This is a genomic window from Glycomyces albidus (assembly GCF_009451885.1).
Lineage (GTDB): Bacteria > Actinomycetota > Actinomycetes > Mycobacteriales > Micromonosporaceae > Glycomyces > Glycomyces albidus.
On the sequence record NZ_WIAO01000048.1, the window covers coordinates 15,852 to 29,557 of the forward strand.

A 13,706-nucleotide genomic window follows, 5' to 3' on the forward strand; every position below is an offset into this window, starting at 1 on the left:
GCGGCTCCTAGCGCTTGAGCACGGCGCGCAGGCGGGCGCGCTGGCGGGCGTTGAAGTATTTGCGGGCGAACCGGCGCGCGATGTCGGCGGGGGGCGGGTTGAACACCGAGCCCTCCGGTTCGGGTGCGACGAGGTCGGTGAAGTTGGTGGCGCCCCAGATGCCGGCGACGACCTGGTCGATGTCGGCGGAGTCGTTGATGCCGGCGCTGTCGTTGCGGCCGGCACTGTCGCCGATGCCGGCGCCGCCGGTGCCGGTGATGTGGCGGGCGCGGGCGAACGCGGCGGTCCGCTCCAGGCGCGCGGGCGGCCCGCCGGGGATCTCGCCGAGGACGAGGCCGGCGTCGACGCGTTCCATGAGCTGGAGCATCCGGCCGACGCTCCTGGCGCGCAGCGGGACGGGCCTGGGCAGGAGCAGCCGGTAGGGGACGGCCGGGTCGGGTTCGGGGGCCCGGGCGGCGATCCGGACCCGCGATTCGCTGCCGTAGAGCTCTTCGACGAGGCGGAGCTGGGCGCCTTCGCCGGCGAGGATGGAGGCGCGGTCCTGCGGGGCCGGTCCCTGGCCGGTGACCAGGGTGATGCGGACGTCGCCGTCGGGGCCGCCGAGGACGGGCGCGACGGCCGCGTCCACTTCGGCCACGTTGGCGTCGCCGACGTGGACGACCATGTCGACCAGGGGGACCCGCCATGCGCGGGGGGCGGCGGTGCGGCGCCAGCCGTGGAGGGGGACGCGCTGCGCGATGTAGGGGACGCGCTGGCGCCGGCCCTCCTCCTCCTTCTCCTGCATCTGGGGGATGCCGAGGTGCCAGGCGGAGGAGGTGGTCTCGGGGACGAACACGGCGCCGGCCTGGGAGAGCCGGTAGGCGAACTCGGTGTCGCTGCCCAGGCGCAGGTCGGTGTCGAGGCCGCCGGCGGTCTTGAAGAAGTCGCGGTGGAGCGACCCGGTCGCGCCGATGAACACGCGGTAGTTGGTGGGGTGGTGGGCGGTGAGGCCGTCGGTGTCGGCGATGACCTTCTCGATCCAGTGCGTGGTCGAGTCCTCGATCGCGAAGAGGGCCTCGGCCTCGCCGACGAGGACCTTCTCGTGGACCTGCTCGGGGGTCAGGCGCCCGGGCTCCCATGCGATGAACCGCTTGTGGCCCAGGACGGCGAGGTAGTCGGCGGTGTGGTGCCAGCGCATCTGGGCCTCGACGTGGTCGCGGTAGGCGACCATGTCGGAGTCGAGGCGGAGGATCACCTGGCCGTCGGCGTGGGCGACGCCGGTGTTGACGCCGTGCGCGGAGCCCCACGAGTCGGGTGTGGTGGTGACGAGCCGGGTGTGCTCGGGGCGGAGTTCGGGCAGGCGCAGGGGCGGGGCGGAGTTGTCGTCGACGACGACGACCTCCATCAGGTCGGCCGGGTACGTCTGGGCGGCGAGCGCGGCCAGCGTGAGGTCGAGTTTCTCCTGCGCCCCGTAGGCGGGGATGACGACGCTCACCGCGAGACTCGGCTGCCACGATGCCGCCGTCGGCGGGTGGAGGGCCTTATAGTCGTTGCGGACGATGCGCGGGCGTTTCGGTGAGTCGCTCATTTCGCGCTCACGATATCTTGGGAGCGACAGAGGACATTGACCGGCTTCCCAGTTCAACATCTGTTTACGCAGGTGAAGATGTTCGTTCGTGTTCAGTTCAACTTACTTGCCATTCGGCGGGCGAGGATCTGGGCTGAATGCGACGCACAGATGAACGGACGAGATGACCCAAGCTGACGAGGGCTCGCGATACCCGGCCCGCCTGATCGACGACCAACTGGCGCAGTCGAAGGCCCGCCGGCGGGGCTCGCTCATGTCGACCGCGCTGCGGACCCGCTCCCCGGGGGGCCGGTACCTGCTCGCGGCGGCCGCGACCCGGTCGCTGTCGCTGCCGGAGCTGCTCGCGGCGGCCCGGGTGGGGCGGCGGGTCGACGCGGACCCGGCGGCGCTGTGCGACCTGGCCCGGGTGGTGGGCCTCCAGTTCGGGACCGAGGAGGACCGGCGGGACGCCCTCGCGCTGTTCGACCTCGCGTTGGAGCTGGGCGGCCCGAAGCGGGTGGCGCCCCGGAACGCGGCCGTGCACGCGCAGCTCGCGTACGCCTCGGGCGACCTGGAGCGGACGCGCCGGCTGCTGCGCCGGTACAAGCACCTGCCCGAACTGGAGCGGGACGCGCTCCTGGCCGACCTGGAGCACCCGGACGCGGGCGGGGACGAGCAGGCGTGGCTGGGGCGGCTCGGCGCGCTGTGCCGCCATCCCGAGCTGCGCCTGGACGGCGCTTCTGACGCGTCGCTGCCGTGGTTCGACCGGCTGCGCGCGGACGCGCGGCCGGGCAGCGTCGACGGCCCGAAGGTCTCGGTGGTCATGACCGCGTACCGGCCCGGCCGGGCGCTGCTCACCGCGGTCCGCTCGCTCCTGGAGGGGACGTGGGCGAACCTGGAGGTCCTGGTCGTCGACGACGCCTCGGGGGAGGAGTACGACGGGGTCCTGGAGGCGGCCGCGGCCCTGGACGAACGCGTCCGGGTCCTGCGCTGCCCGGTCAACGGCGGCACGTTCGCGGCCCGCAACACCGCGTTCGAGGCCGCGTCGGGCGAGTTCGTGACCGGGCTGGACTCGGACGACTGGGCCGCGCCCGGGCGGCTGGAGCGCTCGGTCGCGCCGCTGCTGGCGGACCCGTCGCTCCAGTTGACGTACGGCGAGGCGTTCCTGTTCAACGAGGACCTCACCGCGACCCGGCCCGGCCGGGTCCTCACCACGGCGTCGACGGCGTCGATGACGTTCCGCCGCAGCGCCCTCGAGCGGCTCGGCTACTACGACGAGATCCGCAAGGGCGCCGACACCGAGTTCCTGCACCGGTTCGCGGCCGCGTACGGGCCGGGCGCGGTCCTGCGCCTCGAAGGCGTGTGGGACACGCTCATGCGCCAGGCCCCCGGCTCGCTGTCGCGGGAGGAGTTCGGGCCCGGCTGGAAGCACCCGTCCCGCCGCGCCTACCAGTCCTCGTACCCGCTGTGGCACCGGCAGATCGCCGCGGGCGAGGCCGACCCGTACCTGCCGCGGCGCCCGCGCCGGCGCCCGTTCTGGGCCCCGTACCACGCGGCGACGGCCCGCGCGGACCAGCGGCGGCGCCGGTTCGACGTCGTGTTCTGCCTCGACTGGCGGCCCTTCGGCGGCCCCCAGAAGTCCACGATCGAGGAGGTCAAGGCGCTGCGGGCCGAAGGCCGGTCCGTCGCGGTCATGCACCTGGAGTCGTGGCGGCACATGACCACCGAGGACCGTCCGATGTGCGAGCCGATCCAGCGGATGATCAACGACGGCACCGTGGACCAGGTCCTGGTGACCGACGACGTCGTGTGCGACCTGCTCGTGCTGCGCTACCCGCCGATCCTCCAGTTCCGGTCCGGGGAGCGCTCCTCGGTGCGCCCGGAGCGGATGATCGTCCTCGCCAACCAGGCGCCGGCCGAGCGCGACGGCTCCGACATCCGCTACGACCCGGACGGGTGCCACGCGAACGCGGCCGACATGTTCGGCGTCGAGCCGCTGTGGGTCCCGCAGGGCCCGCAGGTGCGCGAGGCCCTCTCGGGGCTGACCGCGGGGCGGCTCGCCGACTTCGACATGCCCGGGATCCTCGACCCCGCCGACATCGCCCCGGCCCGCACCGGGTTCCGCTCGAAGCTGCCGGTCGTCGGCCGCCACTCCCGCGACGACGCCACCAAGTGGCCCGCCGCCGCCGACCTCCCGCTGGTCTACCCGGGCGACGGCCGCTGGGACGTGCGCATCATGGGCGGCGTCACGTCCGTCGCCCGCATCACCGGCGAGCCCGTGCCCTCCGAGTGGACCTGCTACGGGTTCGACGAGACCGACGTCGACTCGTTCCTGTACCAGCTCGACTTCTGGATCTACTTCCCGCACCCGATGCAGTACGAGGCGTTCGGGCGGGCCGTCCTGGAGGCCCTCGCCGCCGGATGCGTCACGATCCTGCCCCCGCGGTTCGAGCCGGTCTTCGGCGACGCCGCCCTGTACTGCGAGCCCCCCGACGTGATCCCGCTGGTGGACGGCCTGTACGCCGACCCCGAGCGGTTCCTCGCCCGCAGCGCCCTCGCCCAGCAGCGGGTCCGCGAGCGGTTCAGCCACGACTCGTACCGCAAGCTCGTGTCCGACCTGCTGGTCGACAGTGTGTCCTGAACCACCCCGCCGCCCGGGGCGGGGCGCCGCCTCCACTAGCGTTTCCCTGAACTGCTCCACCGCCTGACCGAGAGTGCGTCCTCAATGAAGAAACTGCTCAAGGCCGTCTACCGCCGCCTCGGCCGGCCCTCGCCCGCCCGCCTCGCCGCCGCAGCCGCGGCCCTCGCCGCCGCCGGCCTCCTGGCCGTCGCGCTCCTCGGCCCCCAGCGGCTCGTGTGGGCCGCTTCATTCGCGATGAGCCTGGTCACGCTGGCCGCGCTGGCGCTGGTCTGGAACGAGGCCCGCCAGGCCCGGCTCGAGGCCCGCGCCTCCGCCGAGCGCGCCGAAGTCACGTTCCGCCGGATCCTCGCCGCGTTCGAGGTCGAGCGCCTGGCCGCGGAGCGCCGCCACGCCAACGGCGGCGACCGCCTGCCCTGACGCGCGGGCCCGCGCCGCCGTGATGCGACCGGATCGGCCGTGATCTGCCGGTGAAGACCGGGCGGTAGTATTGGCGCGCCATCGCAAAGCTGCACCGCAACCACCTGTTCCGGGAGGGCCGCCCCCATGGAGGAGCCGATCATTCAGGCTCGTGACCTCGGAATCTGCTTCTCGAAAGGCAAGCAGAAGAAAGGCCGAATCAAGGACCTGTTCGTGCGGCGCGCCGTGAACAAGCAGGGTGCCCAAGCGCAGGACTTCTGGCCGCTGCGCCACGTGAACTTCGACATCTTCCCCGGCGACGCCGTCGGCATCATCGGCCGCAACGGCACCGGCAAGTCGACGCTGCTGCGCCTGATCACCGGCGTCCTCATCCCCGACGAGGGGTACGTGCGCCGCGAAGGCCGCGTCGCCCCGCTCATCGCCCTGTCCGCCGGGTTCTCCGGCGAGCTCACCGGCCGCGAGAACGTCAACCTGGTGGCCGCCCTCCACGGCATGACCACCAAGGAGATCAAGGACAAGTTCGACGAGATCGTCGACTTCTCCGAGCTCGAGGACTTCATCGACACGCCGGTCAAGTACTACTCGTCCGGCATGAAGGTGCGGCTCGGCTTCGGCGTCATCACCCAGCTCCCGCACCCGATCCTCCTGGTCGACGAGGCGCTCGCCGTCGGCGACGCCGCGTTCAAGCGCAAATGCCAGGCGGTCATCCGCGGCCTGCTCGACGAGGGCCGCACGCTCGTGTTCGTCTCCCACTCCGAAGGCGACCTCAAGACCTACTGCAAGCGCGGCATCTTCCTCGACGCGGGCACGCTCGTCACCGACGGCACCGTCCAGGAGGCGCTCGACTCCTACAAGGAGGCCGAGAAGCGGGACGCCAAGGCCAAGGAGGAGCGCAAGGCCCAGGCCGCCGCGAAGGCCGCAGCAGCGAAGGCCGCCGCGGCCCCCGCCCCCGCTCTCGTGCCGGGAGCGGGCGGTGCGGGCGCGTGAGCCGAGCCGTCGTCCTGCCGGCCCCGGGGGGCTACGTCGAGATCGAAGAGGACCGCACCGTCCTCGACCGGCTCATCGCGCAGATCCGCGAAGCCGGATGCGACGACGTCACCGTCCTCACCAGGCCCGGCACTGACCGGCCCGTCAAGGCGACCCAGGTCCTCTCGGCCGACGCCGACGCCGACCTCGCCCACCTCGGGGAGCTCGCGTTCGCGCAGGACGGCCCGCTGTTTGTGGCGTGCGCCGACCTCGTCGCCTCCCAGACGACCGTCGCCGCCGTCCTCTCCGACTCCTCGCGGCGCTCCGGCGTCCTCGTCGGAGGGGACGACCCGGCCGCGGCACCCGTCCAGGTCGAGCGCGGCCTCGTCACCGGCCCCGGGCCCGGCCCGACCCGCCTCGGCGGCCTCCTGAAGGTCTCCGCGGCGCACCTGGCCAGACTCGAGCGGCACTGGCCGCGCCACAGCCAGGGGGACGCCTTCGAAGGCGTCCTCGCCGCGCTCCACGCCCGCGCGATCCCCGTCAACGCCTACCGCACCGGCGGCCTCGAACACCGCCAGGTCGCCCGCGCCGACGAGGCCCGCGAGGTCATCGCCGCGTTCGAGGCCGTCGACATGGACGCGTGGCGGCTCAAGAACGCCGTCAAGCACGACGACGACTTCTTCGCCACCTACGCCGTCTCCACCTGGTCGCCGCGGCTCGTGAAGCTCTCGGCCCGCCTCGGCTGGACCCCCACCCCGATCACGTGGGTCTCGATCGCGCTCGCCGTCGGCGCCGCCGCGATCTTCGCCGCGGCCCCCGCGGCCCTGGCCGAGAGCCCCGCCCGGTGGGCGTACGCCGCCGCCGCGGCCCTCATGTACTTCAGCTTCGTGTTCGACTGCGTCGACGGCCAGCTCGCCCGGTACACCCAGAACTTCTCGTCCTTCGGCGGCTGGCTCGACATGATGGCCGACCGGTCGAAGGAGTTCCTCATCTACGCCGGCCTCGCCGCCGGCGCCGTCGCGGGCGGCGCCTCCGCCCCCGCCGCGTGGGGACTCGCCATCGCCGCCATGACCGTCCAGACCGTCCGCCACACCGCCGACACCTGGTACGCGGTCCTCCTCGACACCGCCGTGGTCCGGCAGGCCCGCAGACGCGAATCCGCGCCGCCCGCGGGCCGCGCCGCCCACCTCGGCGAACGCCTCGGCTCGGCCTCCGAGCAGGTCATGGGCGCCCACCGCTCGGTCCTGTACTGGGCCAAGCGCACCATCGTCGCCCCCGTCGGCGAGCGCTGGCTGCTCCTGGCCGTCGCCGCCGTCGCCTTCGGGCCCCGGGCCGCGCTCGGCGCGCTCCTGATCTGGCAGCTCCTCGCCCTCGGCTACACGACCGCGGGCCGCACGCTCCGGTCGCTCGCCGCCCGCACCGCCGCCCTGCGCCGCCCCGACCGGGCCGCGCACCGCGACGACGGGCCGCTCGCCCGGATCGCCCCGCGCCTGCGCGGCACCATGACGCCGTTCGCCGCTACCGCCGCCGCCGTCGCCGCCGCCGGCGGCGCCGTGACGGCGGCCGCCCTGGACGCGCCCGCGTGGGCCCCGTTCGCCCTCGCCGGGCTCGCACTGGTCCTGGCCGGCTCGGTGGCCCGCACCGACCACGAGGGCATCCTCGACTGGTACATCCCGGCCGGGCTGCGCGCGGTCGAGCTCGGCGCGATCTGCGCCGCCGGCCTCACCGCCGGGGTCGCCTGGCCGGTCCTGTACCTGCTGCTGACGGTCATCGCCCTGTACTTCTACGACCTTGCCGCGGGCCTCGACAAGGCCGCCTCCCCGGTGGCCCGCCGCGACCTCGGCCTCGGCTGGCCCGCGCGGAGCCTCATCGCGATCGCCGCCGCCGCGGTCGCCGTCGCGACCGCCCCGGCGGTGGCCACCGCGGTCTACGGGCTGCTCGCGGTGTACGTCGCGTCGGTGTTCGTCGGCGCGGTCGTGGCCGGCACGGTCCGCGCCTCGCGCGCGGCCGCCGCCTGATCCCGGCCGCGTCCGGGCCGTGCCGCGGGTCGCATTCCGGGCCGCGGATGCGGCCCGGGACCGCGATCCCCTTTGACAGTCAAGCGAACTCGTTCGGATTACATGGCCCGACAGGCGGGCGCCGCTGGCCGTCCGCGACTAAGGTGTACGTGTGCGCAAGTGTGGGCTCCGGCGTCTGGTGCTCGTCGCGTCCGTGATCGGGGCGGTGGGCCTGCTCTCCCTGCCCTGGTACGGCGCCGCCTCCCCGCGTGACGACTCCGCGGTATCCGAAGTGGACTGGGTGAACGCGGACGAGACGCAGCTGTGGCCGCCCGGCACCGACACGACCGAGAGCCCCAGCTACGACGGCGACGGCACCGCCGACAGCCCCGGCGGCGAGGACGGCGACGGCGACGGGGAACCGGACGGCGGCGGCGGGCCCTCCGGCGAGGCCGGCTCGCCCGGCTCCGGCCCGGTCGACGGCTCCGGCGGGTCCGAGTCCAGCGTCCTGGGCCTCTCGTTCCCAGTGCAGGCCGGCGTGAGCGTCGGGCTCCTGGCGCTGGCGTTCCTGGCGCTGCTGCCGGGCCGCCGGATGCCCGCGAACCTCCGCTGACCCGGCGCCCCTACAGCGCCGTGTACGTGTAGCCGCGGCGCTCGAACTCCTCGAAGACCGCGCCCATCGCCTTGCACATGTCCTGCTGGTTCGAGGCGCCGTCGTGGAGCAGGATGATCGCGCCGGGCCCGGTCCGGTCGAGCACGTGCTCGCGGATCTGCTTCTCAGTCGTCCTGTTGTCCCAGTCCGAGGGGTCCACGGCCCAGTGCAGCGACTCCATGCCGAGGTCGGCGGCGATCGCGATCGCCCGGTCGGTCCACTGCCCGCCCGGGTGGCGGAAGTACGCGACGTCGGCGCCGGGCGCGGCCTTCACGATCGCGTCGTTGGTGCGCTGGAGGTTCGCGCGGATCTCGTCCTCGCCGCGGTCGCCCAGGTCGAACTCGTGGAACCAGGAGTGGTTGCACAGGGTGTGGCCCTCGCGGGCGATGTCCGCGACGAGCTCCGGGTACGCCTCCGCGTACGCCCCGATCAGGCAGAACGTGGCCTTGATGCCGCGTTCGCGGAGCATGTCGAGGACCTTCGGGGTCCACTCGGGCGAGGGCCCGTCGTCGAAGGTGAGCGCGATCGAGTCGTCCCCGGTGTGGTTGCGGGTGCCCAGCGGCCCGTCGTACATGTTCCCGGGCGGCTCGGCGGCGGGCGACCCGGGCGCGTCGGTCGACGGGGACGCCGGCGCGGTCGCGGCGCTCGACTCCGTGCCCGGCCCCGTGTCCGGGGCCGCGGAGGTCTCGCCCGCGGTGGCGGGCGCCTCGGTGGACTCGTCGGCGGGCGACCCGGGGGACGCCGTCCCGGTAGGCTCGTTCAGGGTGAGCCTCCCGGCGGGCGGCGCCTCCGGCCACAGCCAGGCGAGCACGACCAGCGCGAGGAGCGCGGCCGCGATGCCGTACCTGTGGCGTCCCATGCCGTGATTGTAGGTGTCCCGGGCCGCGAGTCCGGTGATTCGAGGAGGCGCGAATGCGACTGGTCGTGGGGATGACGGGGGCGACCGGGGCGGTGTTCGGGGTGCGGCTGCTCCAGGCGCTCCGCGAGACCGGCGCCGTCGAGACGCACCTGGTGATGAGCCGCTGGGCCCGCACGACGCTGCGGCTGGAGACCGACTGGTCGCCGGCCGAGGTCGCGGCGCTCGCGGACTTCTCGTGGGGGCCGACCGAGCAGGCCGCGCCGATCTCCTCGGGGTCCTTCCGCACCGACGGCATGATCATCGCGCCGTGCTCGATGAAGACGGTCGCGGCGGTCCGCACCGGCTACACCGAGGGACTCATCGGCCGCGCCGCGGACGTGACGCTGAAGGAGCGCCGCCGCCTGGTGCTCCTGGCCCGCGAGAGCCCGCTCTCGGAGATCCACCTGGAGAACCTGCTGGCGCTCTCGCGCATGGGGGCGGTGGTGCTCCCGCCGGTCCCGGCGTTCTACAACCGGCCCGAGACGATCGACGACCTGGTCGACCACGTCGTGGCCCGCACCCTCGACCAGTTCGGGCTCGAGTACGCCAAGGCGAGGCGCTGGGACGGGTTGGGCGATAATGGCGCCGCTGACCCCGCCATTGAGGAGGAGTAGCCGGTGGACACGCTCATGTGGGAGGCGAAGGCCGCCGAGGGCCGCGGCATCGAACTGCTCCGCTGGGCCCTCGACGAAGGCGTGCGGGCCGTCGCCGACCCCGAGACCCGCACCGAGGTGTTCGTCTCCGGCGACCGGGTCGTCCTCATCGCGGTCGGCCCCCGGCCGCCACGGCGCCTCCCCGACCCGCCGGAGGAGCTCATCGCCCGGGCCCCGCACGCGTGGCCGTTCACGCGGGTGGCGCCTGCGGGCTGAGGGGGCGCGTTCCGGCGGTTCTCGTCCGCCTTCGCGTGCCCGGGCGCACGGCGTCCCAGGGTTCCGGTCGGAGCGGTCCCTGCCGAACCCGCCGTCCGTCGCGTCCGTGTGCGCGGTCGTCAGGCGCCGCACCGGAACATGCGAACCGCCCGGGCGCGGGGCGCTCGGGCGGTTCGGGGATTCGCGGTCTTGAAGGCTAGCGGCCGATGCCCTGGTACGTCCAGCCGTGCTTGCGCCACTGCTCGGGGTCGTACGCGTTCATGCCGTCGAGGATGCGGCGCTCGGTGACCTGGCGGCCCAGGGCCTCCGGGTCGAGCGTGCGGAACTCCTCCCACGGGACCATCGCGCACACCACGTCGGCGCCGGCGACCGCCTCGGGGAGGGTCTTCACGAAGCTCAGCTCGGGCGCGAACGCCTGCGCGTTCTCCAGCCCCTCGGGGTCGTAGACCACGACGTCGGCGCGGGCCGCGCGCAGGCGGCGGGCGATGTCGAGCGCGGGGGAGTCGCGGATGTCGTCGGTGTCGGGCTTGAACGTCGCGCCCAGGTAGGCGATGCGCACGCCCGACAGGTCCGGTCCGTTCGGGCCGGGGGTGCGGCCGACCAGGTTCGCGACCGCGCGCACGGTGTGGACGCGGCGGCGGGTGTTGACCGCGTCGACCTCGTCGAGGAACCGGAACGACTCGCCGACGCCGAGCTCGCCGGCGCGCGCCGAGAGCGCCCGGATGTCCTTGGGCAGGCAGCCGCCGCCGAAGCCGATGCCGGCGCGCAGGAACTTGTTGCCGATGCGCTGGTCGTAGCCGATCGCGCGGGCCAGGTCGGCGACGTCGCCGCCGGTGACCTCGCACAGGTCGGCCATCGCGTTGATGAAGGAGATCTTGGTCGACAGGAACGCGTTCGCCGCGACCTTCACCAGTTCGGCCGTGGCCAGGTCGGTCTCGACGACCGGCACCTCGCGGTCCTCGACCGCGGCGAGCTCGAGGATGCCGCGGTGGACGTCCTTGAGGAGCTGGGAGGCCCATTCGGACTGGGAGGCGTAGACGATCCGGTTGGGGCGCAGGACGTCGTGCATCGCGTTCGACTCCTGGAGGAACTCCGGGCTCCAGCCGACCTCGACGCCCAGGCCCTCGGGGGCGTGGCGGTCGACGAGCTCCTGCACCCACGAGGCGGTGCCGACGGGCACGGTGGACTTGCCGACGATGAGGACCTTGCGCGTCAGGTGCTGCGCGAGGTCGACCACGGCCGCCTCGATGTAGGACAGGTCGGCGCCGTGCTCGCCCTTGCGCTGCGGGGTGCCGACGCAGATGAAGTGGACGTCGGCGAAGTCGGCGACGGCCTGGATGTCGGTGGTGAACCGCAGCCGGCCCGACTCGAGGTTCTTCTTCAGCAGCTCGGGCAGGCCCGGCTCGTGGAAGGGGACGGTGCCGGAGGCGAACGACTCGATCTTGGCGGTGTCGATGTCGTACCCGACCACCTCGTAACCCAGCTCCGCGAAGCAGATCGCATAGGTCGCCCCGAGGTAGCCGCAGCCCAGGAACGAGATCCTGGGGCGGGTCGTCGGGTTCTGCGAGGGGGTCTGGTTCGCGTTGGCCATCAGATGCGTGCCCTGTCTGTGATCGGTGCAGTGCTGGTCGGGTGCGGGTCCGGGTGCGGAGGCGCCCGTCGAATGATCCCGCATCGCGCGGCGACCTCGAATTGTACGTGAACGCCCCTATGGCCTGCGCCATCGTATATTCAGCTCCACGCATGAACGCGCGGTGACGTTGCGGGGAACCCACGGCCAATTCACCGTGGCGGCCGTCACCGGCACGCGGGGCGATGGGTTACACTCGCCCTGGATTACTGACGAGTAACAAGAGCACACGATTGCCGGGAGCCACTGATGTCCACCGGGTTCAGCCCCTATCAGCTGCCAGACGACTACGCCGACATCCGCGCCGCCGCGCGCGGGGTCTGCGACACCGGGGTCGCCCCCCACGCGGCCGAGGCCGACGAGACGGCGACGTTCCCCGAGCAGTCCTACGCCGCCCTCCGATCCGCCGACCTGCACGCCCCGCACATCCCCGCCGAGTACGGCGGCGCGGGCATCGACGCGCTCGGCACCGCCATCGTCATCGAAGAGGTCGCCCGCGCGTGCGCGTCGTCCTCGCTCATCCCGGCCGTCAACAAGCTCGGCTCCCTGCCGCTCATCCTCGACGGCACCGAGGAGCTCAAACGCCGCTACCTGCCGCCAGTGGCCGCCGGCGACGCGATGTTCTCCTACTGCCTCTCCGAACCCGAGGCCGGCTCCGACGCCGCCTCCATGACCACCCGGGCCGTCCGGGACGGCGACGGCTGGGTGCTCGACGGCGTCAAGCGCTGGATCACCAACGCGGGCGTCAGCGAGTTCTACACCGTCTTCGCCGTCACCGAACCGGGCAAGGGCGCCAAGGGCATCTCGGCGTTCGTGGTCGAGAAGAGCGACCCCGGCGTGTCCTTCGGCAAGCCCGAGAAGAAGCTCGGCATCAAGGGCTCCCCGACCGCCGAGGTCTACTTCGACCAGGTGCGCCTGAGCGCCGACCGGCTCATCGGCCAAGAGGGCCAAGGGTTCTCGATCGCCATGCGCACCCTCGACCACACCCGCGTCACCATCGCCGCCCAGGCCCTCGGCATCGCCCAGGGCGCGCTCGACGCCGCCACCGCGTACGCCGCCGAACGCGAGCAGTTCGGCAAGCCCATCGCCGCCTTCCAGGGCGTCCAGTTCTTGCTCGCCGACGCCGCCATGAAGATCAGCGCCGCCCGCGAACTCACCTACGCCGCCGCCGCCCGCTCCGAGCGCGGCGACGCCGACCTCACCTACTTCGGCGCCGCCGCCAAGTGCTTCGCCTCCGACGCCGCCATGCAGATCACCACCGACATGGTCCAGGTCCTCGGCGGCTACGGCTACACCCGAGACTTCCCTCTCGAGCGTATGATGCGCGACGCCAAGATCACCCAGATCTACGAGGGCACCAACCAGGTGCAGCGGATCGTCATCGCCCGCGAGCTTGCTAAGGGTGTGTTGAACAGGTAAAACGCTCTACTAGCTTGAAGCTGGAAACGGAACGAGGCAGAACCGGGGGAGTCCCAGTTCTGCCTCAGTTCTGTTCGCCGAAAAGTTCAGGCCTCCGTCGCCATGGCGACGCGCGGGAATCCCATGTGGCGATCGATCGCCTCGCGCGCTCGCTCGAAGGAGTTCGGCAACAGGTGCGTGTACTGGCGGAGGGTGAAAGCGGGGTCGTGGTGGCCCAGGTACTCCGACAGCTCCGTGATGGACACGCCCGCCGCGAGCGTGATGCTCGCGTAGTAGTGGCGAAGCTGGTGGGTTCCCTCCTTGCGCGTCGTGAGGTACCGCTTCCGGCGTACGCAGACCCGAGCTTCTTGACCTGTCGCCGAACATGGATGACCTTGCGCTTGAAGTCCAGGTCTTCGAGCGCGAGCCCGAACCACTCGCCAGCGCGCATACCCGCGCCCGCCCCGAGGACGGGCAGGGCGCGAAGGCGTTCGGGATGGGCCGCGATGATCGCCTGTACGGTCTCGTCGGACCACACGGTGACCTTCTGGTCCTCCCGCTTGGGGTGAGGTGTAACAAGGATGTTGGACACGGATCCTGATTTGAGAGGATCGTGTCCATGCCCGCGAAGCGCCGGAAGTTCAGCCCGCAGTTCAAGGCGGAGGCTGTGCAGATGGTCGTCCAGACCGGTC

At 72.6% G+C, this 13,706-nt stretch carries 12 protein-coding genes; 8 read left to right on the forward strand and 4 right to left on the reverse strand.

Features of this window, described 5'->3' with window-relative positions:
• Positions 1-7: 7 nt before the first annotated feature.
• On the reverse strand, positions 8-1,567 hold the full coding sequence (locus GFD30_RS23875; RefSeq protein WP_194202096.1) for a glycosyltransferase: 1,560 nt from the start codon (positions 1,565-1,567) through the stop codon (positions 8-10).
• 163 nt (positions 1,568-1,730) lie between these two features.
• Here GFD30_RS23875 and GFD30_RS23880 point away from each other — a divergent pair, with 163 nt between their 5' ends.
• The 5 genes from GFD30_RS23880 to GFD30_RS23900 all read left to right on the forward strand — a co-directional run bounded on the left by GFD30_RS23880 (position 1,731) and on the right by GFD30_RS23900 (position 8,180).
• Positions 1,731-4,187 carry a glycosyltransferase gene (locus GFD30_RS23880; protein WP_153027663.1) on the forward strand — a complete coding sequence of 819 codons (2,457 nt, stop codon included), beginning with the start codon at positions 1,731-1,733 and terminating at the stop codon, positions 4,185-4,187.
• Between the two features lie 84 nt (positions 4,188-4,271).
• On the forward strand, positions 4,272-4,604 hold the full coding sequence (locus GFD30_RS23885; protein WP_153027664.1) for a hypothetical protein: 333 nt from the start codon (positions 4,272-4,274) through the stop codon (positions 4,602-4,604).
• 213 nt (positions 4,605-4,817) lie between these two features.
• Positions 4,818-5,591 carry an ABC transporter ATP-binding protein gene (locus tag GFD30_RS23890; protein ID WP_322633563.1) on the forward strand — a complete coding sequence of 258 codons (774 nt, stop codon included), beginning with the start codon at positions 4,818-4,820 and terminating at the stop codon, positions 5,589-5,591.
• Positions 5,588-7,588, forward strand: coding sequence for a CDP-alcohol phosphatidyltransferase family protein (locus tag GFD30_RS23895; protein WP_153027666.1), 2,001 nt, complete (start codon positions 5,588-5,590; stop codon positions 7,586-7,588). Before GFD30_RS23890 ends, GFD30_RS23895 begins: the two co-directional genes overlap by 4 nt.
• Before the next feature lie 151 nt (positions 7,589-7,739).
• Positions 7,740-8,180, forward strand: a complete 441-nt coding sequence (locus GFD30_RS23900; protein WP_153027667.1) for a hypothetical protein — start codon at positions 7,740-7,742, stop codon at positions 8,178-8,180.
• A 10-nt stretch (positions 8,181-8,190) separates the two neighbouring features.
• On the opposite strand, the gene GFD30_RS23905 is transcribed toward GFD30_RS23900, so the two are convergent.
• The gene (locus GFD30_RS23905; RefSeq protein ID WP_153027668.1) at positions 8,191-9,078 is read right to left on the reverse strand and encodes a polysaccharide deacetylase family protein; all 888 of its coding nucleotides are present in this window, start codon (positions 9,076-9,078) and stop codon (positions 8,191-8,193) included.
• 53 nt (positions 9,079-9,131) lie between these two features.
• Between GFD30_RS23905 and GFD30_RS23910 the strand changes: the two genes are divergently transcribed.
• Together GFD30_RS23910 and GFD30_RS23915 are read left to right on the forward strand one after the other, a co-directional pair.
• Positions 9,132-9,731: a UbiX family flavin prenyltransferase gene (locus tag GFD30_RS23910; protein WP_153027669.1), complete on the forward strand. Its 600-nt coding sequence runs from the start codon at positions 9,132-9,134 to the stop codon at positions 9,729-9,731.
• A 3-nt stretch (positions 9,732-9,734) separates the two neighbouring features.
• Positions 9,735-9,986 (forward strand): hypothetical protein, encoded by a 252-nt coding sequence (locus GFD30_RS23915; RefSeq protein WP_227996980.1) that lies wholly within the window; start codon positions 9,735-9,737, stop codon positions 9,984-9,986.
• Between the two features lie 196 nt (positions 9,987-10,182).
• On the opposite strand, the gene GFD30_RS23920 is transcribed toward GFD30_RS23915, so the two are convergent.
• Positions 10,183-11,577 (reverse strand): UDP-glucose dehydrogenase family protein, encoded by a 1,395-nt coding sequence (locus GFD30_RS23920; RefSeq protein WP_153027670.1) that lies wholly within the window; start codon positions 11,575-11,577, stop codon positions 10,183-10,185.
• Between the two features lie 288 nt (positions 11,578-11,865).
• Between GFD30_RS23920 and GFD30_RS23925 the strand changes: the two genes are divergently transcribed.
• Positions 11,866-13,035, forward strand: a complete 1,170-nt coding sequence (locus GFD30_RS23925; protein ID WP_153027671.1) for an acyl-CoA dehydrogenase family protein — start codon at positions 11,866-11,868, stop codon at positions 13,033-13,035.
• An 86-nt stretch (positions 13,036-13,121) separates the two neighbouring features.
• Here GFD30_RS23925 and GFD30_RS28115 read toward each other — a convergent pair whose 3' ends face one another.
• Complete coding sequence (locus GFD30_RS28115) at positions 13,122-13,550, reverse strand: tyrosine-type recombinase/integrase (RefSeq protein WP_322633564.1); 429 nt, start codon at positions 13,548-13,550, stop codon at positions 13,122-13,124.
• Positions 13,551-13,706: the final 156 nt, after the last annotated feature.